Genomic DNA, 22,672 nt, shown 5'->3' on the forward strand with positions numbered 1-22,672 from the left:
CCGGACGGCACCCGGCCCGAGGAGAGACCATGACCCACCTGTCCGACCTGCTCGCCGCCGTCGCCCGCGGCGCGGACCCCGGCCCGTTCGCGCTCGTCCGCCGCGAGGGCGCCGACCACCTGGACCTGTACGCCGGCCCGGTGCGCGCCGTCGACCGGCTCGCCGACGTGCCGCTGCCGGCCGGCCCGCCCGGACCGCGCACGCTGGCGCTGGTGCCCTACCGGCAGGTCACCGAGCGCGGCTTCGCCTGCGTGGACGACGGGATGCCGCTGGAGTGCCTGCTGGTCGAGCGACACGAACGGGTGACCCTGGCCGAGGCGCTCGCCGCGCTGCCGGGCCAGCCGGTGGTCACCACCGGCGCCGGGTTCGACGTGGACGACGACGAGTACGCGGCCACCGTCGGCCGGGTGCTGACCGAGGAGATCGGCCGGGGCGAGGGGGCCAACTTCGTCATCCACCGGACGCTGCGGGCCACCGTGCAGGGTCCGCCGCTGCGCGCCGCGCTGGCCGCGCTGCGCCGCCTGCTGCTCGGCGAGCGCGGGGCGTACTGGACGTTCCTGGTGCACACCGGCGGCCGGGTGCTGGTCGGAGCGAGCCCCGAGCGGCACGTCAGCGTCGACGACGGCCTGGTGATGATGAACCCGATCAGCGGCACCTTCCGCTACGGCGCCGCCCCGGACCGCGCCGCGCTGCTGCGCTTCCTCGCCGACCCCAAGGAGGTGGAGGAGCTGTACATGGTGCTGGACGAGGAGCTGAAAATGATGGCCACCGTGGCCGAGCGGGGCGGGCAGGTGGTCGGGCCGTACCTGAAGGAGATGTCCCACCTGGCGCACACCGAGTACCTGCTCGCCGGCCAGGGCTCGAAGGACGTCCGCGAGGTGCTGCGGGAGACGATGTTCGCGCCCACCGTCACCGGCAGCCCGATGGAGAACGCCTGCCGGGTGATCGCCCGGCACGAGCGCACCGGGCGGCGCTACTACGCGGGCGTACTGGCCCTGCTGGGGCACGACGACGCCGGCCGGCAGACCCTGGACGCGCCCATCCTGATCCGGACCGCGGAGATCAGCCCGGCGGGCGAGCTGCGGGTGCCGGTCGGGGCGACCCTGGTCCGGCACTCCACCGCCGCCGGCGAGGTGGCCGAGACCCACGCCAAGGCGGCCGGCGTGCTCGCCGCGCTGGGGCTCGGCCCGCAGGCGCCGGCACCCGGCCCGCGGCCGGCGGCACGCCACGACAGCGCCGTCCCGGCGCGTCCCGGCCCGGACCAGCCGCTCGCCGAGGACCCCGAGGTGCGGGCGGCGCTCGCCGCCCGCAACGCGCCGCTGGCCCGGTTCTGGCTGGACCAGCGCACGCCCGGCGCGACCGGCCGGCCCGGGCTGACCGGCCGGCGGGCACTGATCGTCGACGGCGAGGACACCTTCACCGGCATGCTGGCCCACCAGTTGGGCGCGCTCGGCCTGGCGGTGACCGTACGCCCCTGGCACACCCCCGGCCCGCTCGACGGGCACGACCTGGTGGTGGTCGGCCCCGGCCCGGGCGACCCGGGCAGCGGCACCGACCCGAAGATGCGTGCGCTGCGCGGGCTGCTCACCGGCCTGCTGGCCGACGGCCGGCCCACGCTGGCGGTCTGCCTGGGCCACCAGCTGCTGGCCGGGCTGTTGGGGCTGACCCTGCACCGCCGGGACGCGCCGTACCAGGGGCTGCAACGCGAGGTGACCCTCTTCGGCGTGCCGCGCCGGGTCGGCTTCTACTCCAGCTTCACCGCCCGCGCCGAGGACGACCGGCTGGCCACCCGGTACGGGCCGGTGCTGCTGGCCCGGGACGGGGCGGACGGCGCGGTGCACGCGCTCCGCGGCCCGGGCTTCGCCGGGGTGCAGTTCCACCCCGAGTCGGTGCTCAGCCCGGACGGGCTGGCCGTGCTCGATGAGCTGCTGACCGAGCTGCTTGCCGCGCACCTGCCGGCCGCCGAGCCGGCGTGACGGCGGGCCCACCGGGGTAGAGCAGGCGGTGCCGGTGGTCCGGACGGGCCCGAGAGCCCCCGCCCGGGCCACCGGTCACCGGCCCGTTTCCGCGCCCCCGACGAGCAGGTCCGCCGGCCCGGTCAGGCGGCCAGGCCCTTCTTCACCGCGGTACCGAGCTGCACCGCCCGCCGGGCGGTCAGCGCGGTGGCGGTGAGCGCGATGTCGTCCGGCGCGGTCTCCCCGTTGTTGCTGGTGTGCGAGGCGCCGTACGGGTTGCCGCCGACGAACTGGCTCGCCTCGGTGTAGCCGGGGGTGACCACGACTCCGCCCCAGTGGTAGATGACGTTGAACAGCGACAGCAGGGTGGACTCCTGCCCGCCGTGCGAGGTGGCCGTCGAGCAGAACGCCGAATAGACCTTGTTCACCAGGGCGCCCTGCGACCACAACGGGCCGGTGGTGTCGATGAACTGCTTGAGCTGGGCGGCCATCACGCCGTACCGGGTCGGCGTGCCGAAGATGACGACGTCGGCCCAGGAGAGGTCGTCCAGCGACGCCTCGGGCACGTCCTGGGTCTCCATGGCGTGCGCGTGCCAGCCCGAGTTGGAGCGGATCGCCTCGTCCGGCGCCAGCTCGTGCACCTTCCGCAGCCGTACCTCGGCGCCGGCGTCGCCCGCGGCCTCGCAGGCCGCCTGTGCCATCTGGTACGTGATGCCGGTCGCGCTGTAGTAGATCACCGCGACCTTGGTCCGGTCAGCCATCGAAGGGTCCCTCCTCGTCTCGGGCCAGCTCCGGCGACTACCCGACAAAAGTCCTGGCAAACGACGCCCGGGCGGGTACGGGCACGGCCGGCCCCGGGTGCGGTCGGGCCGCGCGGGCGGGCGATGCTGGGGGCATGGAGATCAGACCCGCCATCACCGACGACTGGCCACGCATCTGGCCGTTCCTGCGCGAGATCGTGGCCGCCGGGGAGACGTACACCTGGCCCCGCGACGTCGACGAGGACCGGGCCCGGGCGATGTGGCTGGTGCCGGAGCCGGGCCGGACCGTGGTGGCGGTCGACCCGGACGGCACCGTGCTCGGCACCGCCAAGCTGACCCCCAACCAGCTCGGGCCGGGCGACCACGTCGCCAATGCCAGCTTCATGGTCGCCCCCGCCGCCGCCGGCCGCGGGGTGGGGCGGGCGCTCGGCGAGCACGTGCTGACGCTGGCCCGGGCGCAGGGCTACCGGGCCATGCAGTTCAACGCGGTGGTGGCGACGAACACCCGGGCGGTGGCGCTGTGGCGCTCGCTCGGCTTCGAGGTGGTCGGCCGGGTGCCGGAGGCGTTCCGGCACCCACGGGACGGCCTCGTCGACCTGCTCGTCATGCACCGGCGGCTCTGAACCGGAACCCTTGTCGCGGCTCAAGATTTCCGCAAGTTCCGATGTGAACCGGTGCCGAGCCGGCCGCCGGCCAGGGATCCTGGTGGCACCGGCGCGACCGGCGGCCCCCGTCGCACCGGGAAACCTGAACGGGGGATCGCGCTCCGCCGGCAACGGCGCTGGCGTAGCGCGATCAGGGGGCCACCGCCCCGAACCGTCCGGCCCGAACGGTCATTCGAGCCGGTCGCGCAGGTCGTCGACCTGCTGTTGCATCCGGTCCACCGCCGCCTCGTTGTTGAGGAAGGTGGTGATCCCGGCGCCGAACGCCAGCCCGATCAGCACCGCCAGCGCGCTGAGCACCAGGCCGCCGATGGCCACGCCCCGGCCGGTCACCCCCGGGCGGCGGGCCATCCGGAGCCCCACGATGCCGAGCACGACGCCGATGATGCCGAGCAGCAGGCCGACCCAGGACAGGATCACGGTGAGCACGCTGATCAGCGCGGCCACCCCGAACACGAGGGCGAAGGTGGCCGCCGCGCTGGTCTTGGCCGCCGTGCCGGTCCGGCCGGCCCGGGCCGGTGCGCCGGTGCCCCGCACCGGCTCGCTGGACGCTGTCATGTCGCTCCCTTCGGGCGCGGAGCGCGCCCCCGTCACGGCCGCATCCCCGTTCCGCCGGCCGTCATGCCTCGCCCGCGGCGGCAGCGGCGGCGCCCGGAAACGTCGGTGCCGGCGCCTACGCTGACGCCCAGCCGACCGGAAAGGGCCGCCCCGTGCACCTGCTCACCGCCACCGACGCGCTGGCGCTGCGGTTGACCAGCCTGCTGCTCCGTCCCCACCCGGCCGCCGCCCCGGCCACGGTGGCCGAGGTGGTGGAGTGGTTCGGCGCCATGCAGGCGCAGGATCTGGCCAGCGGCATGTGGTCGCTCGGGGTCCGGCTGCCCGGGCACGACCACGCCGCGGTGCACGCCGCGCTGGAGCGGCGGGAGGCGCTGCGCACCTGGCCGATGCGGGGCACCGTGCACCTGGTGCCGCCCCGCGACGCCCGCTGGATGCTGGAGCTGACCGGCGTCCGCTCGCTGGCCGGCGCGGCGACCCGCTGGGCCCAGCTCGACCTCACCGCGGCCGACGTGGAGCGGGCGGCCGACGTGCTCGGCGGCGCGCTGGCCGGCGGCGGCCGGCTCACCCGCGCCGAATGCCTGGCCGCCCTGGAGGCCGCCCGGATCGGCACCGCCGGACAGCGCGGCTACCACCTGCTCTGGTACGCGAGCGTGCGCGGGGTCACCTGCCTGGCCCCGAACGTCGGCACCGAGCAGACGTTCGCCCTGCTCGACGAGTGGGCACCGGAGCCGCACCGGCCCGACCGCGACGAGGCGCTGGCCATCCTGGCCCGCCGCTACGTGCGGGGGCACGGCCCGACCACCGACCGGGAGTTCGCCGGCTGGACTGGGCTGACCCTCACCGACGCGCGCCGGGGCCTCGCGGCGGCCGGCGACGCGCTGGCCCAGGTGCGGGTGGACGGGACGGCGATGATGGTCGACGCGGCCCTGCTCGACGCGCCCCGCGCGCCGCTGGGCGACCTGCTGGTGCTGCCCGGCTTCGACGAGTACCTGCTCGGCTACAAGGACCGCTCGCTGATGCTCGACCCGGCACACAAGGACGCGATAGTGCCGGGCGGCAACGGCGTCTTCCAGCCCACGATCGTGCGGGACGGGCGGGTGGTCGGCACCTGGAAACGCAGCGTCGGCCGGGACGCGGTCACCGTCACGGTCCGCCCGCTGGTGCCGCTGGACGCCGAGCGGGCCCGGGTCGAGCGGGCGCTGGCCGGCTACGCCGATTTCCTTGGCCTGCCGCTGCGGGTGGACTGGGCCGCCTGACGCCCCGGGCGTCCCGGAGCGTGCTCGGGCGCCCGGGAGCCTCACCGGCATCACCCGCCCCAGCTTCCACCCCCTGCTCCTATTCGGCGGGCCGGTGACGAATCCGCTCCGGCCCGTCGGGTATCCGCGGGCTGAAGACAGAGGGAGGTACGGTCCATGAAGCTCAACGCACAGCAGGTCAGTTCGCTGTACGGACAGAACGTCACGGACCGCTCAGGGTCGAAGATCGGCAGCGTGGGTCAGATCTGGGCCGACAACGCCGGCGAGCCGACCTGGGTCAGCGTGAAGACCGGGGTGATGGGCACGAAGGAGCAGATGGCTCCGCTGCAGAAGGCCCGGATCGCCGGCGACGGGCTCGCCGTCGACTACGACAAGTCGACGGTGAAGAACGCCCCCGTCGTGGACGCCGACACCGACGAGCCGCTCAGCACGGCGCAGGTCGAGCAGCTCTACCGGCACTACCAGCTCGCGCCGCAGCCGGCTCCGCCGGCGCGGGAGCGCGGGCGGGCGCCGGGCGCCGGTGAGGACCTCATCCGGTCCGAGGAGCGCCTGCGGGTCGGCACCGAGAGCCAGCCCGCCGGCACGGCGCGGCTGCGCAAGTACGTCGTCTCCGAGGACGTGCACACCACCGTGCCGGTCGAGCACGACGAGGTGTACGTGGAGCGCGAGCCGATCGCCGCCGGGGATGCCCGCAACGTCCGCGGCGACATCGGCGAGGCCCAGCAGGAGATGACCCTGCGCGCCGAGCGGCCGGTGGTCAGCAAGGAGACGGTCCCGGTGGAGCGCGTCCGCCTGGCGAAGGACGAGGTGGTCGACCAGCGGGCCGTCGACGAGCAGATCCGGCGGGAGCAGGTCGAGGCCGACATCCCGGAGCCCAGCCGGCGACGTCGCTGACGCCTGACGCACGACGGGCGGGTGGGTCGGTTCCGACCCACCCGCCCGCTCGGTCGTACCGTCAGTCGGCCAGCGCGCCGGCCGCCCGGCCCTCGTGCAGGGTGAGGTTGCGGCCGTTCGCCGGGTCGAACAGGTGGATCTTCTCCAGGTTGAACCAGACCCGGCGGGTCTCCCCCTCCACCACCGGCGACTCCGCCGACAGCCGGGTCACCAGGTTCGCCCCGGCCCCGGTGAAGTCGGCAGCGCCGGCGTCGGCGGCCAGTTCCTCCAGCTCGGCGGCGGTGGCCCGCTCCCCCTCGACGGTGAGGTAGACGTACTTGTCCGAGCCCATCGACTCGACGATCTCCACCGGCGCCTCGAACTCCATGCCGCGGCGGCGGGTGTCCTCGTCGACCAGGTCGGCGTCCTCGAAGTGCTCCGGCCGGATGCCGAGGATCAGCTCGCGCGGGGCGTCGGCCCCTTCCAGCTCGCGCCGGACCCGGTCACCGAGCGGCACCTCGCCCAGCGCGGTACGCAGCGCGCCCTCCTCGACGACGGCGTGCAGGAAGTTCATCGAGGGCGAGCCGATGAAGCCGGCCACGAAGAGGTTGCGCGGGTGGTCGTAGAGCTCCTGCGGCGGGCCGACCTGCTGCACCGCGCCGCCGCGCATGATGACCACCCGGTCGCCGAGGGTCATCGCCTCGGTCTGGTCGTGGGTCACGTAGACGGTGGTGGTGCCGAGCTGCTTCTGCAGCCGGGAGACCACCGTGCGCATCTGCACGCGCAGCTTGGCGTCCAGGTTGGACAGCGGCTCGTCCATCAGGAACGCCTTGGGCTGCCGGACGATCGCCCGGCCCATCGCCACCCGCTGCCGCTGGCCGCCGGAGAGGTTGGCCGGCTTGCGGTCCAGCAGCGCGGTCAGCTCCAGGACCTTCGCCGCCTCCTCGACCTTGGTGTTGATGGTCTCCTTGTCCAGCTTCGCCAGGCGCAGCGGGAACGCCATGTTCTCCCGGACGGTCATGTTCGGGTAGAGGGCGTACGACTGGAAGACCATGGCGATGTCCCGGTCCCGGGGCGCCTTGTCGTTGACCCGCTCCCCGCCGATCCGCAGCTCGCCGGAGCTGATGTCCTCCAGCCCGGCGATCATGTTGAGGGTGGTCGACTTCCCGCAGCCGGACGGGCCGACCAGGATGACGAACTCGCCGTCGGCGATCTCCAGGTCGACGTCGGCCACCGCGACGGTCCCGTCCGGGAACTTCTTGCTCACCTTGTCGAGCACGATGTCAGCCACGACTATCACCTATCCCTTGACGGCGCCGGAGGTCAGGCCGGAGACGATGCGGCGCTGGAAGAAGAGGACGAACAGGATGATCGGAATGGTGATCACCACGGCGGCGGCGCAGATCGCCCCGGTGGGGTCCTCGAACTGCGACTCGCCGGTGAAGAACGACAGCGCCACCGGCACCGTGCGGGACCGCTCGGTGGAGGTCAGCGAGATGGCGAAGAGGAAGTCGTTCCAGCAGAAGATGAAGACCAGGATGGCCGTGGTGAACAGGCCGGGCGCGGCCAGCGGCGCGATCACCCGGCGGAACGCCTGGCCCTGGGTCGCGCCGTCCATCTTCGCCGCCTTCTCCAGGTCCCACGGGATCTGCTTGAAGAACGCCGACAGCGTGTAGATCGCCAGCGGCAGGGCGAAGGTGATGTACGGCAGGATCAGGCCCGGCCAGGTGTCGAAGAGGCCGAGCTGCCGCTCGATGTCGAACAGCGGCGAGACCAGCGACACCTGCGGGAACATCGCGATCAGCAGCGAGACGCCGACCAGCAGCCGCTTGCCGGGGAAGTCCAGCCGGGAGATCGCGTACGCGGCCATGGCGCCGAGCACCACCGCGATCACGGTGGCGATCAGCGCGATGCCGATGGAGTTGACCAGGGCCCGGACGAACTGGTCGGTGGCGAAGATCGTCCGGTAGTTGTCCAGCGTCCACTCGCGGGGCCAGAACCTGCCGTCGGTGAGGGTGGCCGGCGTCTTGAACGACAGCGACGCGATCCACAGCACCGGGATCAGCGCGAAGACGACCACGACGACGTCCAGCAGACCCCAGCGGAGCTTGGCCCGGGTGGTGGTTTCGACAGCCATCTCAGCGCCTCTCCCCGTCGTCGCTGCCGGGGGCAGCGGTACCGAACAGCTTCACGAAGACGAAGGCGATGATCGCCACGGTGAGGAAGATCAGCACCGACATCGTCGACCCGATGCCGAGGTTGAGGCCCCGGATCAGGTTGTTGTAGGCGAGCATCGAGACCGAGGAGGTCTCGTTGCCGCCCGCGGTGAGCACGAAGATGTTGTCGAAGACCCGGAACGCGTCCAGGGTGCGGAACAGCAGCGCGACCAGGATCGCCGGCTTCATCACCGGCAGCATCACCTTGGTGAACCGCTGCCAGGCGGTGGCCCCGTCGGTCGAGGCGGCCTTGAGCAGGTCCTCCGGGACCAGCGCCAGGCCGGCCATCAGCAGCAGCGCCATGAACGGCGTGGTCTTCCAGATCTCGGCCAGCATGATGATCGCCAGCGAGCTGGCCCGCTCGGTCAGCGGCGCGCCCTCGCTGAACAGGTTGGCCAGGTAGCCGGTGCCGGGCGTCCAGGCGTACCGCCAGGAGAAGGCGGCGACCACCGTGACGATGCCGTACGGGATCAGCGCGGCGGTGCGCACGATGCCCCGGCCGACCAGCGTGCGGTGCATGATCAGCGCCAGGCCCATGCCGAGCACCAGTTCGATCGCGACGGTGACCACGGTGATCAGCGCGGTGACGCCGAACGCCGTCCACCAGAACTCGTTGGTCAGCACGGTGACGTAGTTCTCCAGCCCGATGAACTCGCGCTGGTCGGGAAAGCGCAGGTCGAAGCGCTGCAGGGACAACCAGACCGAGTAGAGGATCGGATAGGCCGTCACCAGGACCATGACCAGCGCGGCCGGCGCGCAGAGCAGCCAGCCCAGCCGGCGCTCGGCCTTCTTGTTCTCGCTCAGCGGCGGCTTGCGCCGGCGGTTGCGCTGGGCGGGCACGGCGGCGTGCCGGGCACCGGACCGGGTAGCGGTCTCGTCGGCCGCGACGTCCGCCCCGCCGGGCGTGGCGTTGACACTCACGGCAGCACCCCCTTGGACTCGAGCGCGTCGGCGATGGCGCCGCGCAGTTCGTCGGCAGTCCGCTGCGGGTCGATCGCCGACGGCGGCGAGAGCATCGCCGACATCACGGTGGAGATGCTCTGGTACGCCGGGGTCAGCGGTCGGGTCGCCGGCTCCTTGAGCTCCTCCAGGATGGTCTCCTTCATCGGGTACGCCTCGGTCATCTCCGGGTCGGCGTAGATCCGCTCGATGGTCGGCGGCACGCCGTCGTTGATCGCGGAGAACTTCTGGTTCTCGGCGTTGCGGATGCACTTGGCCGCCTCGAAGGACTCCGCCGGGTGCTCGGAGTAGGCGCTGACCGCCATGTTCACCCCGCCGATGGTGACCTTGCTCGGGGTGTTCTCGTCGATGCCCGGCACCCGGGCCCAGGTGACCTGCTTGGCCAGCTCCGGGTTGGCCTCCTGCATGGCCGGGTAGACGAACGGCCAGTTCACCTGGAAGGCGCCGTTGCCGGACTGGAACTCCAGCCGCACCGGGTCCTCGGTGGCGTTGCTGAACGACGGCGAGGTCACTCCGGAGGTGGCGAACCGCTGGAGCTGCTCCAGCGCCCTGACGGTGCCCTCGTCCATCACGGCCCGCTTGCCGTCGTCGCTGAGGATGTGCCCGCCCGCGCTCTCGGCCAGGGTGTTGTAGAGAACCACCAGGCCCTCGTACTGGGCGCCCATGGTGAGCACCTGGTACGGCTTGCCCTGCTGCTTCAGCCGCTGGGCCGCCGAGATCATCTGGTCCCAGCTCTTCGGCGGCTCGGGCACCAGGTCCTTGCGGTACCACAGCAGCTGGACGTTGGTGTTCTTCGGCGCGGCGAAGAGCTTGTCCTGGTAGCGCGCGGTCTCCAGCGGGCCGGCCAGGGTGCCCTGCTCGACCTCCGCCTTGTCCTGCCCGGTCCACTCCAGGATCCAGTCGGCGCTGGCGAACTCCTGGGTCCAGGTGACGTCGAGGCCGAGCACGTCCATGCCGGGGTCCTGCGCGGCGAGCCGGCGCACCATCTGCACCCGCTGGTCGTCGGCCTGGCGCGGCAGCACCCGATAGGCGATCCGGTACCGGCCCTGGGCCGCGGCGTTGCAGTTGTCCACCACCTTCTGCAGGTTCTGCTCCGGCGGGTAGTACAGGTTGATCGTCGGCACACCGCCGTCGTCGCCGGATCCGCAGGCCGCCATGGGCGCCACCAACGTCAGCGCCGCGGCCGCGGCCAGCGCGCGTACGCGAGGCCGGCGCCGGGTCCCGTCGGGATCGCTCATCACCCCTCCCCTCGCAACAGCCGGGGTGACGCACCGTGCCCCGGCGCACGGCGAGACGGTCGGGACGCTGACCAGTGAGTGATCGGTCCCGGACGTTTCGTGGCCCCAACACTGCCCGACCTGCTGCGGCGCGAAACCTGGCGGCGGTGAGACGGCCACGACAGGCGATGCGTGTGGCGTGGCTCACCGCGCTGCGGGCCGGCCGGCCGGCGCTTACCCTCGGCCGATGGACGCCACCTTCTTCTTCGATCCCGCCTGCCCGTGGACCTGGCGGACCTCGCGGTGGCTGGTCGCCGTCGCCGACGCCCGTGGCCTGCGGGTCGAGTGGCGGGCCTTCAGCCTGGCCATCCTCAACGAGGGCGACGTCGCCCCCGAGTTCGCCGACGTGCTGGCCGCGTCGAGCCGGGCGTTGCGGCTGGTCGAGGCGCTGCGCGCGGACGGCCGCCCGGACGACGTCGCCCGGTTCTACGCCGAGTTGGGCGCGCGCAGCCACGAGGCCGGCAACCCGCTGTCGCCGAGGGCCGTGGACGCGGCCGTCGAGGCGGCCGGCCTGGGTGACGCGGCGGCGGCGCTCGACGACGAGCGCTGGGACCGGGCGGTACGCGAGTCGCACGCGCTGGCGTACGCCTCGGCCGGCCCGGACATCGGCTCGCCGGTGCTCATGGTGCCCGGCGCGGAGCGGGGCATGCACGGCCCGATCCTCACCGAGGTACCCGGCACCGACGACGCCCTGACCATCTGGGACAGCATGCTCCCCCTCCCTCCACCCTCCCGGCCTTCCACGAACTAAAACGCGCCCGCCACTAACCCCCCTCCCTCCCTCCCTTCCTCCCCTCCTCCCCCTCCCCCCGGAGCTGATCATGAGTGGCCGGGCGTTTCGTCCGTTCGACGCCGCCAACCTCATGATCAAAGGAGTTGAGGGGGCCGGGGGTGGGTGGGGAGGATGGAGGGATGATGGGTCGGTTCAAGGATCTGTGTCTGGATGCGGCGGAGCCGCGGGCGCTGGGGGCGTTCTGGGCCCGGATCCTCGACGGTGAGCTGGTGGACCTCGGCGACGGGGACAGCCGGGTCGACCCGCGCGGCGGCTCCGGGGCGGAGTCGATCTGGGTCAACCGGGTGCCCGAGCCGCGTACCGGCAAGACCCGCGTCCACCTGGATCTGCGGCTGGCCGACGCGGAGCCGGCGGCGCTGCTCGCCGCCGGGGCCCGGCTGGTCCGCGAGCCGGACGCGGAGATCAGCTGGTGGGTGCTGGCCGACCCGGACGGCAACCTGTTCTGCGCCTTCCCGGCCCGCGAGGGTGCGTCGCCGGGCCCGATCGCGCTGGTCGTGGACTCCGCGGACCCGGTCGCCCAGGCGACGTGGTGGGCCGGCGTGGCCGGTGGCGAGGTGCGCACCAGCGACTGCGGGCACGCCTCGCTGCTCGGCGCGGCCGGCTTCCCCTGGCGCCAGTGGATCTTCGACCCGGTGCCAGAGCGCAAGACCGTGAAGAACCGGATGCACTGGGACGTCGACCTGACCGGCCCGGAGCCCACCGAGCTGATCAGGGCCGGGGCGACGCTGCTGCGCGAGCCGGACGACACGGTCAGCTGGTGGGTCCTGGCCGACCCGGAGGGCAACGAGTTCTGCGCGTTCGCGCCACGTCCCACCCAGTGAGCGGTGGTGCTACCCAGCGGCCGCCGGGTGGACTAGCGTTTTCCTAGCTCCGCAGCCAGCGCGTTCGCCGTCGACGTCGACACGCCTCCGGCCGACCCCAGCCCGTCCGATCGGTTGGTTCTCGCGGGAACTTCCCTCTGCCGGTCCACCGGTTGGGCAGGATCGTCCCCAACGAGGAGGTGCCGTCGTGGTGCAGGACACCCGCGCTCTCGCCCTGACGTTCGAGGTGAGCGGCCTGCCACCGGTGAAGACCGAGGCGCTGTCCATCTTCGCCGCCGGTCACCGGCAGGCGACGAGGGTCCGCGCCCTGCTCGAAGCGGCCTGTACGGCGGCTCAGCGCACCGGCTGGACCCCGCTGTCCGGGCCGATCGAGGTGGACGTGGTACTGCGCTGCCCGCCCGGGCACCGCACCTCCGACGCCAGCACACTGCTCGGCGGGGTGTGCGCCGTGCTCCAGGACAAGAAGCGGGTGTCCAGCATCGGCCTGGCCCACCTCGGCGTCCTGGTCGACGTCGCGCTCTACGACGACGACCGGCAGATCCGCCGGCTGTCGTACGTCGAGGAGCCGGCGGAGGACTTCTCGTACCAGGTGCGGGTCGCCGCCGTACCGAACGTGGTTTGACCGACGGCCGCGGTGGGGTACCGCGGACGCCGACGAAGGGAGCGCCGATGTCGGAGCCACATGTCACGCTGGACCCCCGCGGGCTCGACCCCGTGCAGCAGAAGCTGCGCGGCCCGCTGGAAGACCAGCTGACCTCGGCGCTGCAGGCGGCGACGGAACGGGTCCGCGCCGGTTACGCCGGCGAGCCGGTCGAGCAGGTCTGCCAGCGGCTGCTCGACGAGACCCGGGCCGGGCTGCACCCCGACATCGCGGCCGGCTTCGAGCCCGACATGGACGAGTTCTGCCGGGTGGCGGTGGCCATCGTCCGCGGCGGAGACACCTGACCGCCGAGTCGGCAGTCGCCGGCCCGCCGGAACGGCCCGGTCGGCGGATGTCGGCCGATGTCGGCACTCCCCGCGGTCGGGCCCGGTTACGGTCGGGCCCGTGCAGCCCGAGGAACTGCGGCACCGGGTCGGCTCGGCCCGGGTGGCCCGGCTCGCCACCGTCCGGCCCGACGGCCGCCCGCACCTGGTGCCGGTCTGCTTCGCCCTGGTCGGCGACGTGGCCTACCACGCGGTGGACGAGAAGCCCAAGCGCCACCGCCGGCTGCGTCGACTGGTGAACATCGAGGCGACGGAGCACGCCTGCCTGCTCGTCGACGAGTACGACGAGGACTGGTCGGCGCTGTGGTGGGTCCGGCTGGACGGCCGCGGCCGCCTGGTCGGCGACCCGGCGGAGGAGGGCGCGGCCCGGGCGGCGCTGGCCGCCAAGTACCCGCAGTACGCGCGGCGCCCGCCGGGCGGGCCGATCGTCGCGGTCACGGTGACCCGGTGGTCGGCGTGGTCGGCGGCCGGCGGCGCGGTGGACCTGACGGGGTGAGCGCGGCCCGTGTGGTGCGCCGGACGGGTGTGTCGCCGTCGTGATCCACCGGTGGTTCGACGACAGCGAGATCGGCCACGACCAGGCACGCAGGCGCCCCCTTCCCGGACGGGTAGGTGGTCAGTACCGGCCGAGGTTCTGCACCGGGCAGATCACGATCCGCGGGGCGCGCGCCGGGTCGAGCCAGGTGAGCACCCGGACCAGGTTGGCGTGCGACAGGCTGACGCAGCCGGCGGTCGCGTTGCCGCCGCTGGTGCTGAACTCGTGCAGGAAGATCCCGCTGCCGGCGTTCGGGATCGGCTTCGGCACGTTCGGCGGCATGTTGTACGTGATCACCGCGAAGTGGGTGTACGCGGGGATCTCCTTCCACAGCGCCTCGCTGAAGCCACCGGGGTTGGTGGTGCTGTGCTGGAAGGTGTTGTACAGCGGCGAGTCGGGGTTCTCGTTCCACCAGTCGTTCGTCACCACCCGGTGGTACGGGTAGCGCATCCCCGGGTCGGCGCCGATGCCGTACATCGTCTCGCCGAACGAGTAGACGCCGGTCGGCGTGGTGGGCACGCCCTCGACGTGGTTGTCGCTGAAGCCCCGGGAGCCGATCCGTGCCGGCAGCGGCGGGAAGACCGCCACCCAGTGCCCACCGGCCACGGCGAACGTCTCCAGCGTCGCGTACGTGGTGCTGTAGCCGTTGCCGGTGACGAGGACGACCTGCCGGGTCTCCTCCGGCAGGGTGGTCAGCGCCGAGGCCCGGTTCGGCGGCGGGATCGGCCGCGCCCGCCCGGTCACGAGCGCCCCCGCAGGGTGCCGGTACGCACGGAAGAGTGACTCCGTTCCATTCGCAGCATGATCGCAGTTCCGGTTCGGGCCGGCTGCCCCGGAAAAGGTGAGGAATCTCCGCCGGGGGCAGCGGCGGGTCGGTGTAACGGCATCGGCGCGACGGACGCAGCAGCCGCCCGTCCGGCTCCCGGGAAGACAGGACGGGTCAGGACCGGGTCCGCAACTCCCCGGTCCTGACCCCCAGCCGTCCGGCGTGGTAGCGAGCTGCGCCGGATTGGACGCGCGGGCGTGGCACGCCGCCCACGCTCGGCTCAACCCGACGAGCCGGCCCGCCTGCACTCAGCTCCACGGTGCCCAGCTACCGGACTTCGGTGCGCTCCCGACCCACCCCGAAGAGCCGTGAGCGCCGGATCAGGCTAGGCGGGTCCTTCCAGGTCGGACAAGGCGCCCGGCCCTCGACGGAGGGTGATTGATATCAACGTTGAAAACCGGCATGTCGGCGTAACACGACCGTCGACAGGAGCGCTATTTCCGGTCGGAGCGACCTCTGCGCAAGCCGGTTCAGAAGTGCTCGAGCAGGTCGGGGAAGGCGCCCAGGTGCAGCACGCCCGGGTCGGTGCGGTCCAGTTCGTCGTGCTCCAGCACCCAGGTGTTGTCGTTGGGGATGAAGACGGCGTTCAGCCCGGCCGCCCGGGCCGGCAGGATGTCCGACTTCGGGGAGTTGCCGATCATCCACGCGCTGGCCGGGTCGAGGCCGTGCTCCCGGGTCAGCCAGCGGTACGTCTCGACGTCCTTCTCCGGCACGATGTGCGCGGCCTCGAAGTGGTGCAGCAGCCCGGAGGCGTCCAGCTTGCGCTGCTGCTCCTCCCGGTCCCCCTTGGTCAGCAGCAGCAGCGCGTGCCGGCCGGCCAGCTCGTCCAGCGCGTCCGCCACCCCGGGCATCAGCTCGACCTGGTGCTCCACCAGCGCCACCGCCAGCTCCTGGATCTCCCGGCGCTCGGCCTCGGTGGCCGGACGCTGACGCAGCCGCTCCAGGCACTCGCCGAGGCTGTGCAGGAAGACCTTGCTGCCGTAGCCGTGCACCGCCGCGTTGGCCCGCTCGATGTCGTCCAGGACGGCCCGGATCGCGACCCGGTCGAGGGTGGGGTGGTCCAGCCAGGCCAGGAAGTCGTCGATCACCCGCTCGAAGAGCACGTTGTTCTCCCAGAGCGTGTCGTCGGCGTCGAACACCAACACCTGCCCGGGCGACACCCGCGCACCACCGTCCGTCATGCCGTTCCCTCCCCGCGCCGGGCCCGGCCGGCGCCCGGCCCGGGCGGGAACTATAGGACACCGCCGCCGGAGCGCCCAGGGACTTTCCCGCGGCGCCGGGCCGGTGGCGCCGGTACCTCCAGCAGCCGGGTGGCGATCATCTCCTCCCGCTGCTCCTGCGCCTCGGGGCGGAGCCGGCCGCCGCGGGTGAGCATGACCACCCCGTGCAGCAGACTCCAGCCGACCTCGGCGAGGGTGTCCGGGTCCCGGCCGGCGGCCAGCGGCGCCACGGCGGCGCGCAGCTGCGCGAACGCGGCCGCCGGCGTGACCGGCGCCCGGTCCGCGCCGAGGGTCAGGTCGGGGGTGTGCGCGAGCATCGCGTCGTACACCTCGGGGTTGGCGTAGGCGAAGTCGAGGTAGCCGGAGACCACCGCGGACCAGGCCCGGTGCGGGCCGTCGGCGGCGGCCCGGGCGGCGTTGAGCGCGGCGGCCAGCTCGGCGAAGCCGCGCACCGCGACCGCGGCCAGCACGGCGTCCCGGTCGGCGAAGCACCGGTAGAAGTCGCCGAGGTCGACCCCGGCGCGCTCGGCCAACCGCCGCGGGGTCACCGCCGGCCAGCCCTCCGCCTCGGCCAGCTGCCGGGCCGCCGTGACGATGCCCGCCGCCGCGCCCGGCTCGGCGTGGGGCCCGACCTCGCCCGGCTCGGCGGGGGGCCCGACCTCGCCCGGCTCGGCGGGGGCCGGGACCTCGCCCGGCCGGGCGGGGACGGCGGCCCGGTGGTCGGCGTCGCCGTCCTCTTCGTGGGACACCCCGCCGAGCCTAGCGGCGGTCGCGGACGGTGAGCGGCCGGCGACGGATTGGCGACTGTTCGCCGCCGCGACACAATCCGCAGGTCAGCGGCGCAGGGTCAGGATCAGGTCGGCGACCAGCGCGGTCCACCCGGTCTGGTGCCAGGCGCCGAGCCCCGCCCCGTTGTCCCCGTGGAAGTACTCGGGGAAGGCGATCAGGTCCCGCCAGTCGGGGTGGGTCTGGAAGAGCTGGCAGGCGCCGTAGATCGGCCGGCGGCCCCAGCCGTCGCGGGTGAAGAGCGCGATCAGCCGGGCGGAGAGGTCGTCGGCGATCTCGTCGAGCGTCCGCTTCACCCCGGACCGGGTCGGGTACTCCACCTGGAGGTCGTCACCGAAGAAGGCCGCGTAGTCGCGCAGCGCGCTGATCAGCAGGAAGTTGGTCGGCATCCAGATCGGCCCGCGCCAGTTGGAGTTGCCGCCGAACAGGCCGCTGGTCGACTCGGCCGGCTCGTAGCCGACGCAGAACTCCTGCCCGCCGAGGGTCACCGCGAACGGCTTGTCCAGGTGCGCCCGGGAGAGTGTGCGCAGGCCGTACTCGGAGAGGAACTCGTCGGGGTCGAGCATCCGGGCCAGCAGCCGGACCACCTGCTCCGGGCCGACCATGGACAGCAGTCGCTGCTGGCGGCCGTCCGGGCCGAGCCGGCGGGCGCCGATCACGTCGGCGTACTCGGGGCGGTTGGTGAGGAACCAGCGCAGCCGGGCGCCCAGCTCGGGCAGCCGGTGCAGGGTACGCGCGGTGAGCCGGGTGACCGCGGCCAGCGGCAGCAGCCCCACCACCGAGCGGACCTTCAACGGCACCCTGGTGCCGTCGGTCAGCCGCAGCACGTCGTAGAAGAACGCGTCCTCGTCGTCCCAGAGCCCCTGCGAGTACGCGGCCGCCGCGATGTAGGCGAAGTGCTCGAAGAACTTGGTGGCGGTGTCCACCCAGGCGCGGTCGTGCTCGGCCAGCACGATCGCGATGTCGAGCAGGTTCAGGGCGTACATGGCCATCCAGCCGGTGCCGTCGGACTGCTCCAGCACCCCGGCCACCGGCAGCGCCGCCGACCGGTCGAACGGCCCGACGTTGTCCAGCCCGAGGAAGCCGCCCTCGAAGACGTTGTTGCCGCCGGTGTCCTTGCGGTTGACCCACCAGGTGAAGTTGAGCAGCAGCTTGTGCATCACCCGGGCCAGGAAGTCGTGGTCCCGCCCGCCGTCGATCTCGAAGACCTTCAGCGCCGCCCAGGCGTGCACCGGCGGGTTCACGTCGCCGAACGCCCACTCGTACGCGGGGATCTGCCCGTTGGGGTGCAGGTACCACTCGCGCAGCAGGAGCAGCAGCTGCTCCTTGGCGAAGCCCGGGTCGACCCGGGCGATGCTCACGCAGTGGAAGGCCAGGTCCCAGGCCGCGTACCAGGGGTACTCCCAGGGATCGGGCATGGAGATCACGTCGAAGCTGGTCATGTGCCACCAGGCGCTGTTGCGCCCGTGCCGGCGGCCCGGTGGCGGCGGCGCCGAGCCCGGATCGCCCTCCAGCCACCGTTTCACGTCGAAGTGGTAGAACTGCTTGCCCCACATCAGCCCGGCGATGGCCTGCCGGGCGACCAGCGCCTCGTCCGGGGTGGCGGCGGCCGGGATCACCCCGGCGAAGAAGCGGTTCGCCTCCGCCCGCCGGGCCCAGACCACCGCGTCGAAACCGGCGCCCAGGTCCGCCGGCGGCGGCACCGTGCCGCCGGGCGGCGGGGCGGTACGGGTCAGCCGCAGCCGGATCTGCCGCTGCCCGCCGGCCGGCACGTCCAGCACGTAGTGCAGGGCGCCCTTGGTGCCCTCCCGCGCCGGGTTCACCGTCGCCGCGCCGTTGACCACGTGGTCGTTGATCCCGTCCTTCGGGTACGGCGAGCGGCCCGGCAGCCCCCAGAGCCGCTCGGCGTTGGTGTCGTTGTCGCAGAGCAGCGGGGTCGGCGACCCCTCCCCCTCCAGCCGCAGCTGGCCGAGCACCCGGTGCTCGCCGACCAGCCGGGAGCCCTCCCCGACCAGACGGGGGATCCGGTCGCCGCCGGGCAGCCCCCACGCCCAGGTGTTGCGAAACCACAGGGTGGGCAGCACGTGCAGCCGGTCGTCCCGGTCGCCCCGGTTGGCCACCGTGATCACCACGCACAGGTCGGTCGGGGACGCCTTGGCGTAGTCGACGGTCACCGCCCAGTACCGGTCGTCGTCGAAGATGCCCGTGTCGACCAGCTCGTACTCGGTGTCGTCCCGGCCGCGCAGCGCGTTCACCGCGACCAGCTCGTCGTACGGGAAGGCGGCCTGCGGGTAGTGGTAGCGCCAGCGCATCCACGAGTGGGTGGGCGTGGAGTCCTCGTACCACCAGTAGTCCTTGGCGTCCTCGCCGTGGTTGCCGCCGTCGCCGCCGAGGCCGAACATCCGCTCCTTGAGGATCGGGTCGCGGCCGTTCCACAGCGCGAGGGCGAAGCAGAACGTCTGCCGGTCGTCGCAGACGCCCGCCATGCCGTCCTCGCTCCACCGGTAGGCTCGGGACCGGGCATGGTCGTGGGGGAAGTAGTCCCACGCCGTGCCGTGCTCGCTGTAGTCCTCCCGCACCGTCCCCCACGCCCGTTCGGACAGATACGGACCCCATGCCCGCCAGTCCTGCTCCCCCGCGTCGGCCTGGGCGAGCCGGATCCGCTCGGGGTCGGGCGCGGGCGCGTTCGTCGGCGGCACGTCGGTGATCACGTGCACATCTTCGACGCCGCCGGGGTACTCCACCACAGCGGCCATTCTCGTCGTGGCGTGTTACACCCCGCCGCCGGTGGAGGAAAGTTGATCGACATTGGCTTCGGTCCGCAGGTGTGCGGGCAGCTCAGCAGCGGTGCGACCCGGGAGTGGCTGGTCACCGACGGCCTCGGCGGGTACGCCATGGGCACGGTGAGCGGGCTGCGGACCCGCCGCTACCACGGGCTGCTGGTGGTGGCCGGCGAGACGCCGGCGGCCCGGCGGGTCGGCCTGGTCAGCCTCGACCCGGCCGTGCTGCTCCCCTCCGGCGCCCGGGTCCGGCTGGGCGCGCACGAGTGGGCCTCCGGGGTCGTCGACCCGCCCGGCTTCGAGCTGCTGGAACGGTTCACCCTCGTCGACGGGCTGCCCCGGTGGCGGTGGCGGATCGGCGACGTGGTGATCGAGCGGGAGCTGGCCATGCGGCACGGCCACCGCTGCGTCGCGGTGGTGCACCGGCTGGTCGCCGGCGGCCCGGTGCGGCTGGAGCTGGCCGCGGCCTGCGCCTGGCGGGACGCGCACGGCGAGCGCCGCGCCGACGGGCCGGCGCTCCGGGTGGAGCCGGTGGCCGGCGGGGCGGTGGTCGAGGGCGCCTTCCGGCTCGCCGGCCCGGACTGGACCCCGGAGGGCCAGTGGTGGCTGGGCGTGCACCACCGGGAGGAGGCGGAGCGGGGCCTGCCCCCGAGCGAGGACCTCTGGTACGCGGGACGCTTCGCCGGCGCCCTGGAGCACCCGGGCGACACCGTCTCGGTGCTGGCGTGGGCCGGCGACCTGGCCGAGCAGCCACCCCCGGCGGCGGAGGTGGTCACCGCCGCCCGGGCCCGCAACCGCCGGGTGGTGGCGGCGGCCGCGCCGGCCGACGAGGTGACCGCGACACTCACCCTGGCCGCCGACGCGTTCGTCGTGCGCACCGGCCGGGGGCCGGACGTGGTCGCCGGCTACCCCTGGTTCGGTGCCTGGTCGCGGGACACGATGATCTCCTACGAGGGCCTGTTCCCGCGTACCGGCCGGGCCGACGAGGGGCGCGAACTGCTGCGGTCGTACGCGGCGACGCTGTCGGAGGGGATGCTCGCCAACACCGCCGACACCGGGCGGGTGGAGTACAACACGGTCGACGCCACGCTGTGGTTCCTGCACGCGGTACGCCGGCACGTCGCCGTCACCGGCGACAGCGACCTGGCCGCCGAGCTGCTGCCGGCGCTGCGCGCGGTGGTCGACGCGCACCTGACCGGCACCCGGTACGGCATCGCCGTCGACCCGACCGACGGGCTGCTCACCTCCGGCGCCCCGGGCGCCGCGCTGACCTGGATGGACGCCCGGGTGCACGGGGTGCCGGTCACGCCGCGGGCGGGCAAGCCGGTGGAGGTCAACGCGCTCTGGATCAACGGGCTGGCCGGCCTGGCCGAGCTGACCGAGCTGGCCGGCCGGGACGCCGGCGAGCTGCGCCGGTTGCACGAGCGGGCGGCCGGCGCGTTCCGGGCCCGCTTCCCGGCTCCGACCGGCTGGCTGTACGACGTGGTCGACGCGCCCGCGCCGGCGTACCCGCTGGGCGCGGCGGAGCGGCACGACGACGACCTGCTCCGCCCCAACCAGCTGCTCGCCTGGTCGCTGCCGGACGCGCCGCTGGAGCCGGACGCGGCGGCGCTGCGCCGGGTGGCCGCCGGGCTGCTCACCCCGCTCGGCCCGCGCAGCCTCGCCCCGGGCTCCCCCGGGTTCGTCGAGCGGCACCGGGGCGGGCCGGCGGAGCGGGACGGGGCGTACCACCAGGGCACCGTGTGGCCGTGGCTGCTCGGCCCGTACGCCGACGCCTGCCGGCGCGCGGGCCTGCCGGTCGACGACCTGTTCGTCGGCGTCGAAGCCCACCTGACCGAGTACGGGCTGGGTTCGGTGAGCGAGACGGCCGACGCCCTCGCCCCGCACCGGGCCACCGGCTGCCCGTTCCAGGCCTGGTCGGTGGCCGAGGTGCTGCGCGTTCGCCGGTAGCGGTTTACACCTCTGCAACGACGGCGTCTCCGCTGGTTAGCCGGCTGCCCGCAGGATTGGTGGCGATCCAGCCGCGACGACGGGCACCGCGCGGGTGCCGGCCGGCGCGCGCCCGGGGACAACTCCAAGGGGGCCGCATGTCACCTGACGCCGACGTGATCGACATCCACCCCGCCCGGCACCAGCGGGTGCTGATGCTCTCCTGGGAGTACCCGCCGGTGCTCGTCGGCGGCCTCGGCCGCCACGTCCACGCCCTCTCCGTCGCCCTCGCCGCCGCCGGCCACCAGGTCACCGTCGTCACCCGCCACGCCGACGGCGCGCCCCTGGAGGAATACGCCGACGGCGTCCGCGTCATCCGCGCCGCCGAAGACCCCGTCACCTTCCCCCTGGCCACCAACAGCCTGCTGGCCTGGACCATGGCCTTCAACCACACCCTCACCCGCGCCGCCCTGCGCGCCACCGACACCGCCGACCACGACGTCATCCACGCCCACGACTGGCTCGTCGCACACACCGCTGTCACCCTCGCCGAGCACCTCGACCTGCCCCTGGTGACCACCATGCACGCCACCGAGGCGGGCCGGCACCAGGGCTGGCTGCCGGAGGAGATGAACCGCACCATCCACGGCGTCGAGCACTGGCTCAGCAACGCCTCGACCCGGGTGATCGCCTGCTCCGGCTACATGCGCGACCAGGTCACCACGCTCTTCGAGGTGCCGGCCGGGCAGGTCGACGTGGTGCCCAACGGGGTCGACGACCGGGCCTGGCGGGCCCGTCCCCGCGCGGTGGCGTCGGCCCGGGCCCGGTTCGCCGGGGACGGGCCGCTGGTCGGGTACGCCGGCCGGCTGGTCTACGAGAAGGGCGTGCAGCACCTGGTGCACGCGGTGCCGTACCTGCGCCAGCGGCACCCCGGGCTGCGGGTGGTGATCGCCGGGGACGGGCCGTACCGGGCCGAACTGGAGGAGGAGGCGCGCCGGCTCACGCTCGGGCCGACCGTACGCTTCACCGGCTTCCTGGACACCACCCAGTTGCCGGCGATGCTGGGGGCCACCGACGCGACGGTGGTGCCCAGCCTCTACGAGCCGTTCGGGATGGTGGCGCTGGAGGCGGCGGCGGCCGGCGCGCCGCTCGCGGTGGCCCGTACCGGCGGGCTCGCCGAGATCGTCGAGCCGGGCGTCACCGGGGTGACCTTCCCGCACAGCGATCCGGATGCCCTGGCCGGCGCGGTCGACCAGCTCCTCGGCGACGAGGTGTTCGCCCGCCGGGTCGCCCGGCGGGCCCGCACCATGGTCGGCCGGCGCTACGGCTGGGCGAGCATCGCCGACCGGACCGCCGGCACGTACGCGACCGCCCGGCGGGAGCAGGGCGCGTGGCGGGCCCGGCGCGCGGCCCGGCCGGCCGGCGGTCAGCGGATCGTCATCCCGGAGGGGAACCTGCTCGGCCACGCCGCCTGCTGAGC

21 protein-coding genes are annotated in these 22,672 nt (G+C 73.6%); 11 read left to right on the forward strand and 10 right to left on the reverse strand.

What is annotated here, in order from left to right:
* Positions 1-29 precede the first annotated feature (29 nt).
* Entirely contained in the window at positions 30-1,976 is a 1,947-nt protein-coding gene (locus tag Q3W71_RS16840) for a chorismate-binding protein (RefSeq protein ID WP_302920274.1), read from the forward strand.
* Positions 1,977-2,098: 122 nt separating this feature from the next.
* Here the strand turns inward: Q3W71_RS16840 and wrbA are convergent, their stop codons facing one another.
* A complete protein-coding gene (gene wrbA, locus Q3W71_RS16845; RefSeq protein WP_302920275.1) occupies positions 2,099-2,716 on the reverse strand; it encodes an NAD(P)H:quinone oxidoreductase in 618 nt (205 codons plus the stop codon).
* A gap of 134 nt (positions 2,717-2,850) precedes the next feature.
* Between wrbA and Q3W71_RS16850 the strand changes: the two genes are divergently transcribed.
* Positions 2,851-3,339, forward strand: coding sequence for a GNAT family N-acetyltransferase (locus Q3W71_RS16850; RefSeq protein ID WP_302920276.1), 489 nt, complete (start codon positions 2,851-2,853; stop codon positions 3,337-3,339).
* A gap of 210 nt (positions 3,340-3,549) precedes the next feature.
* Here the strand turns inward: Q3W71_RS16850 and Q3W71_RS16855 are convergent, their stop codons facing one another.
* Positions 3,550-3,936 (reverse strand): DUF4190 domain-containing protein, encoded by a 387-nt coding sequence (locus Q3W71_RS16855; RefSeq protein ID WP_302920277.1) that lies wholly within the window; start codon positions 3,934-3,936, stop codon positions 3,550-3,552.
* A 152-nt stretch (positions 3,937-4,088) separates the two neighbouring features.
* On the opposite strand from Q3W71_RS16855, the gene Q3W71_RS16860 reads away from it, so the two are divergent.
* Complete coding sequence (locus Q3W71_RS16860; protein ID WP_302920278.1) at positions 4,089-5,192, forward strand: winged helix DNA-binding domain-containing protein; 1,104 nt, start codon at positions 4,089-4,091, stop codon at positions 5,190-5,192.
* 156 nt (positions 5,193-5,348) lie between these two features.
* A complete protein-coding gene (locus tag Q3W71_RS16865) occupies positions 5,349-6,086 on the forward strand; it encodes a YsnF/AvaK domain-containing protein (RefSeq protein ID WP_302920279.1) in 738 nt (245 codons plus the stop codon).
* Between the two features lie 61 nt (positions 6,087-6,147).
* Here the strand turns inward: Q3W71_RS16865 and Q3W71_RS16870 are convergent, their stop codons facing one another.
* The 4 genes from Q3W71_RS16870 to Q3W71_RS16885 are packed head-to-tail and all read right to left on the reverse strand — an operon-like array spanning position 6,148 to position 10,479.
* A complete protein-coding gene (locus Q3W71_RS16870; RefSeq protein WP_302920280.1) occupies positions 6,148-7,356 on the reverse strand; it encodes an ABC transporter ATP-binding protein in 1,209 nt (402 codons plus the stop codon).
* 9 nt (positions 7,357-7,365) lie between these two features.
* Positions 7,366-8,202 (reverse strand): carbohydrate ABC transporter permease, encoded by an 837-nt coding sequence (locus Q3W71_RS16875; RefSeq protein ID WP_302920281.1) that lies wholly within the window; start codon positions 8,200-8,202, stop codon positions 7,366-7,368.
* 1 nt (position 8,203) lies between these two features.
* Positions 8,204-9,202, reverse strand: a complete 999-nt coding sequence (locus Q3W71_RS16880) for a carbohydrate ABC transporter permease (protein ID WP_302920282.1) — start codon at positions 9,200-9,202, stop codon at positions 8,204-8,206.
* Complete coding sequence (locus Q3W71_RS16885) at positions 9,199-10,479, reverse strand: ABC transporter substrate-binding protein (protein WP_302920283.1); 1,281 nt, start codon at positions 10,477-10,479, stop codon at positions 9,199-9,201. The genes Q3W71_RS16880 and Q3W71_RS16885 overlap by 4 nt, the downstream gene beginning before the upstream one ends.
* A 226-nt stretch (positions 10,480-10,705) precedes the next feature.
* On the opposite strand from Q3W71_RS16885, the gene Q3W71_RS16890 reads away from it, so the two are divergent.
* The 5 genes from Q3W71_RS16890 (at position 10,706) to Q3W71_RS16910 (ending at position 13,612) form a co-directional block, all read left to right on the forward strand.
* The gene (locus Q3W71_RS16890; RefSeq protein ID WP_302920284.1) at positions 10,706-11,269 is read left to right on the forward strand and encodes a DsbA family protein; all 564 of its coding nucleotides are present in this window, start codon (positions 10,706-10,708) and stop codon (positions 11,267-11,269) included.
* Positions 11,270-11,430: 161 nt separating this feature from the next.
* Positions 11,431-12,132: a VOC family protein gene (locus tag Q3W71_RS16895; protein ID WP_302920285.1), complete on the forward strand. Its 702-nt coding sequence runs from the start codon at positions 11,431-11,433 to the stop codon at positions 12,130-12,132.
* Positions 12,133-12,322: 190 nt separating this feature from the next.
* Positions 12,323-12,754 (forward strand): hypothetical protein, encoded by a 432-nt coding sequence (locus Q3W71_RS16900; RefSeq protein WP_302920435.1) that lies wholly within the window; start codon positions 12,323-12,325, stop codon positions 12,752-12,754.
* Positions 12,755-12,801: 47 nt separating this feature from the next.
* A complete protein-coding gene (locus tag Q3W71_RS16905) occupies positions 12,802-13,077 on the forward strand; it encodes a hypothetical protein (protein ID WP_302920286.1) in 276 nt (91 codons plus the stop codon).
* Positions 13,078-13,177: 100 nt separating this feature from the next.
* Positions 13,178-13,612: a TIGR03668 family PPOX class F420-dependent oxidoreductase gene (locus Q3W71_RS16910; protein WP_302920287.1), complete on the forward strand. Its 435-nt coding sequence runs from the start codon at positions 13,178-13,180 to the stop codon at positions 13,610-13,612.
* Positions 13,613-13,732: 120 nt separating this feature from the next.
* On the opposite strand, the gene Q3W71_RS16915 is transcribed toward Q3W71_RS16910, so the two are convergent.
* From Q3W71_RS16915 to Q3W71_RS16930, 4 genes are all read right to left on the reverse strand, one after another.
* Positions 13,733-14,395, reverse strand: coding sequence for a L,D-transpeptidase (locus tag Q3W71_RS16915; RefSeq protein WP_302920288.1), 663 nt, complete (start codon positions 14,393-14,395; stop codon positions 13,733-13,735).
* Between the two features lie 552 nt (positions 14,396-14,947).
* Positions 14,948-15,658, reverse strand: a complete 711-nt coding sequence (locus Q3W71_RS16920) for an HAD family hydrolase (protein ID WP_302920289.1) — start codon at positions 15,656-15,658, stop codon at positions 14,948-14,950.
* A gap of 50 nt (positions 15,659-15,708) precedes the next feature.
* Complete coding sequence (locus Q3W71_RS16925) at positions 15,709-16,446, reverse strand: TetR/AcrR family transcriptional regulator (protein ID WP_302920290.1); 738 nt, start codon at positions 16,444-16,446, stop codon at positions 15,709-15,711.
* A gap of 84 nt (positions 16,447-16,530) precedes the next feature.
* Positions 16,531-19,239: a glucosidase gene (locus tag Q3W71_RS16930; RefSeq protein WP_302920292.1), complete on the reverse strand. Its 2,709-nt coding sequence runs from the start codon at positions 19,237-19,239 to the stop codon at positions 16,531-16,533.
* Between the two features lie 42 nt (positions 19,240-19,281).
* Here Q3W71_RS16930 and Q3W71_RS16935 point away from each other — a divergent pair, with 42 nt between their 5' ends.
* On the forward strand, positions 19,282-21,213 hold the full coding sequence (locus tag Q3W71_RS16935; protein ID WP_302920293.1) for an amylo-alpha-1,6-glucosidase: 1,932 nt from the start codon (positions 19,282-19,284) through the stop codon (positions 21,211-21,213).
* Between the two features lie 137 nt (positions 21,214-21,350).
* A complete protein-coding gene (locus Q3W71_RS16940) occupies positions 21,351-22,670 on the forward strand; it encodes a glycosyltransferase family 4 protein (RefSeq protein ID WP_302920294.1) in 1,320 nt (439 codons plus the stop codon).
* Positions 22,671-22,672 lie beyond the last annotated feature (2 nt).

Source organism: Micromonospora sp. C28SCA-DRY-2 (assembly GCF_030519475.1).
Classification (GTDB): Bacteria; Actinomycetota; Actinomycetes; order Mycobacteriales; family Micromonosporaceae; genus Micromonospora.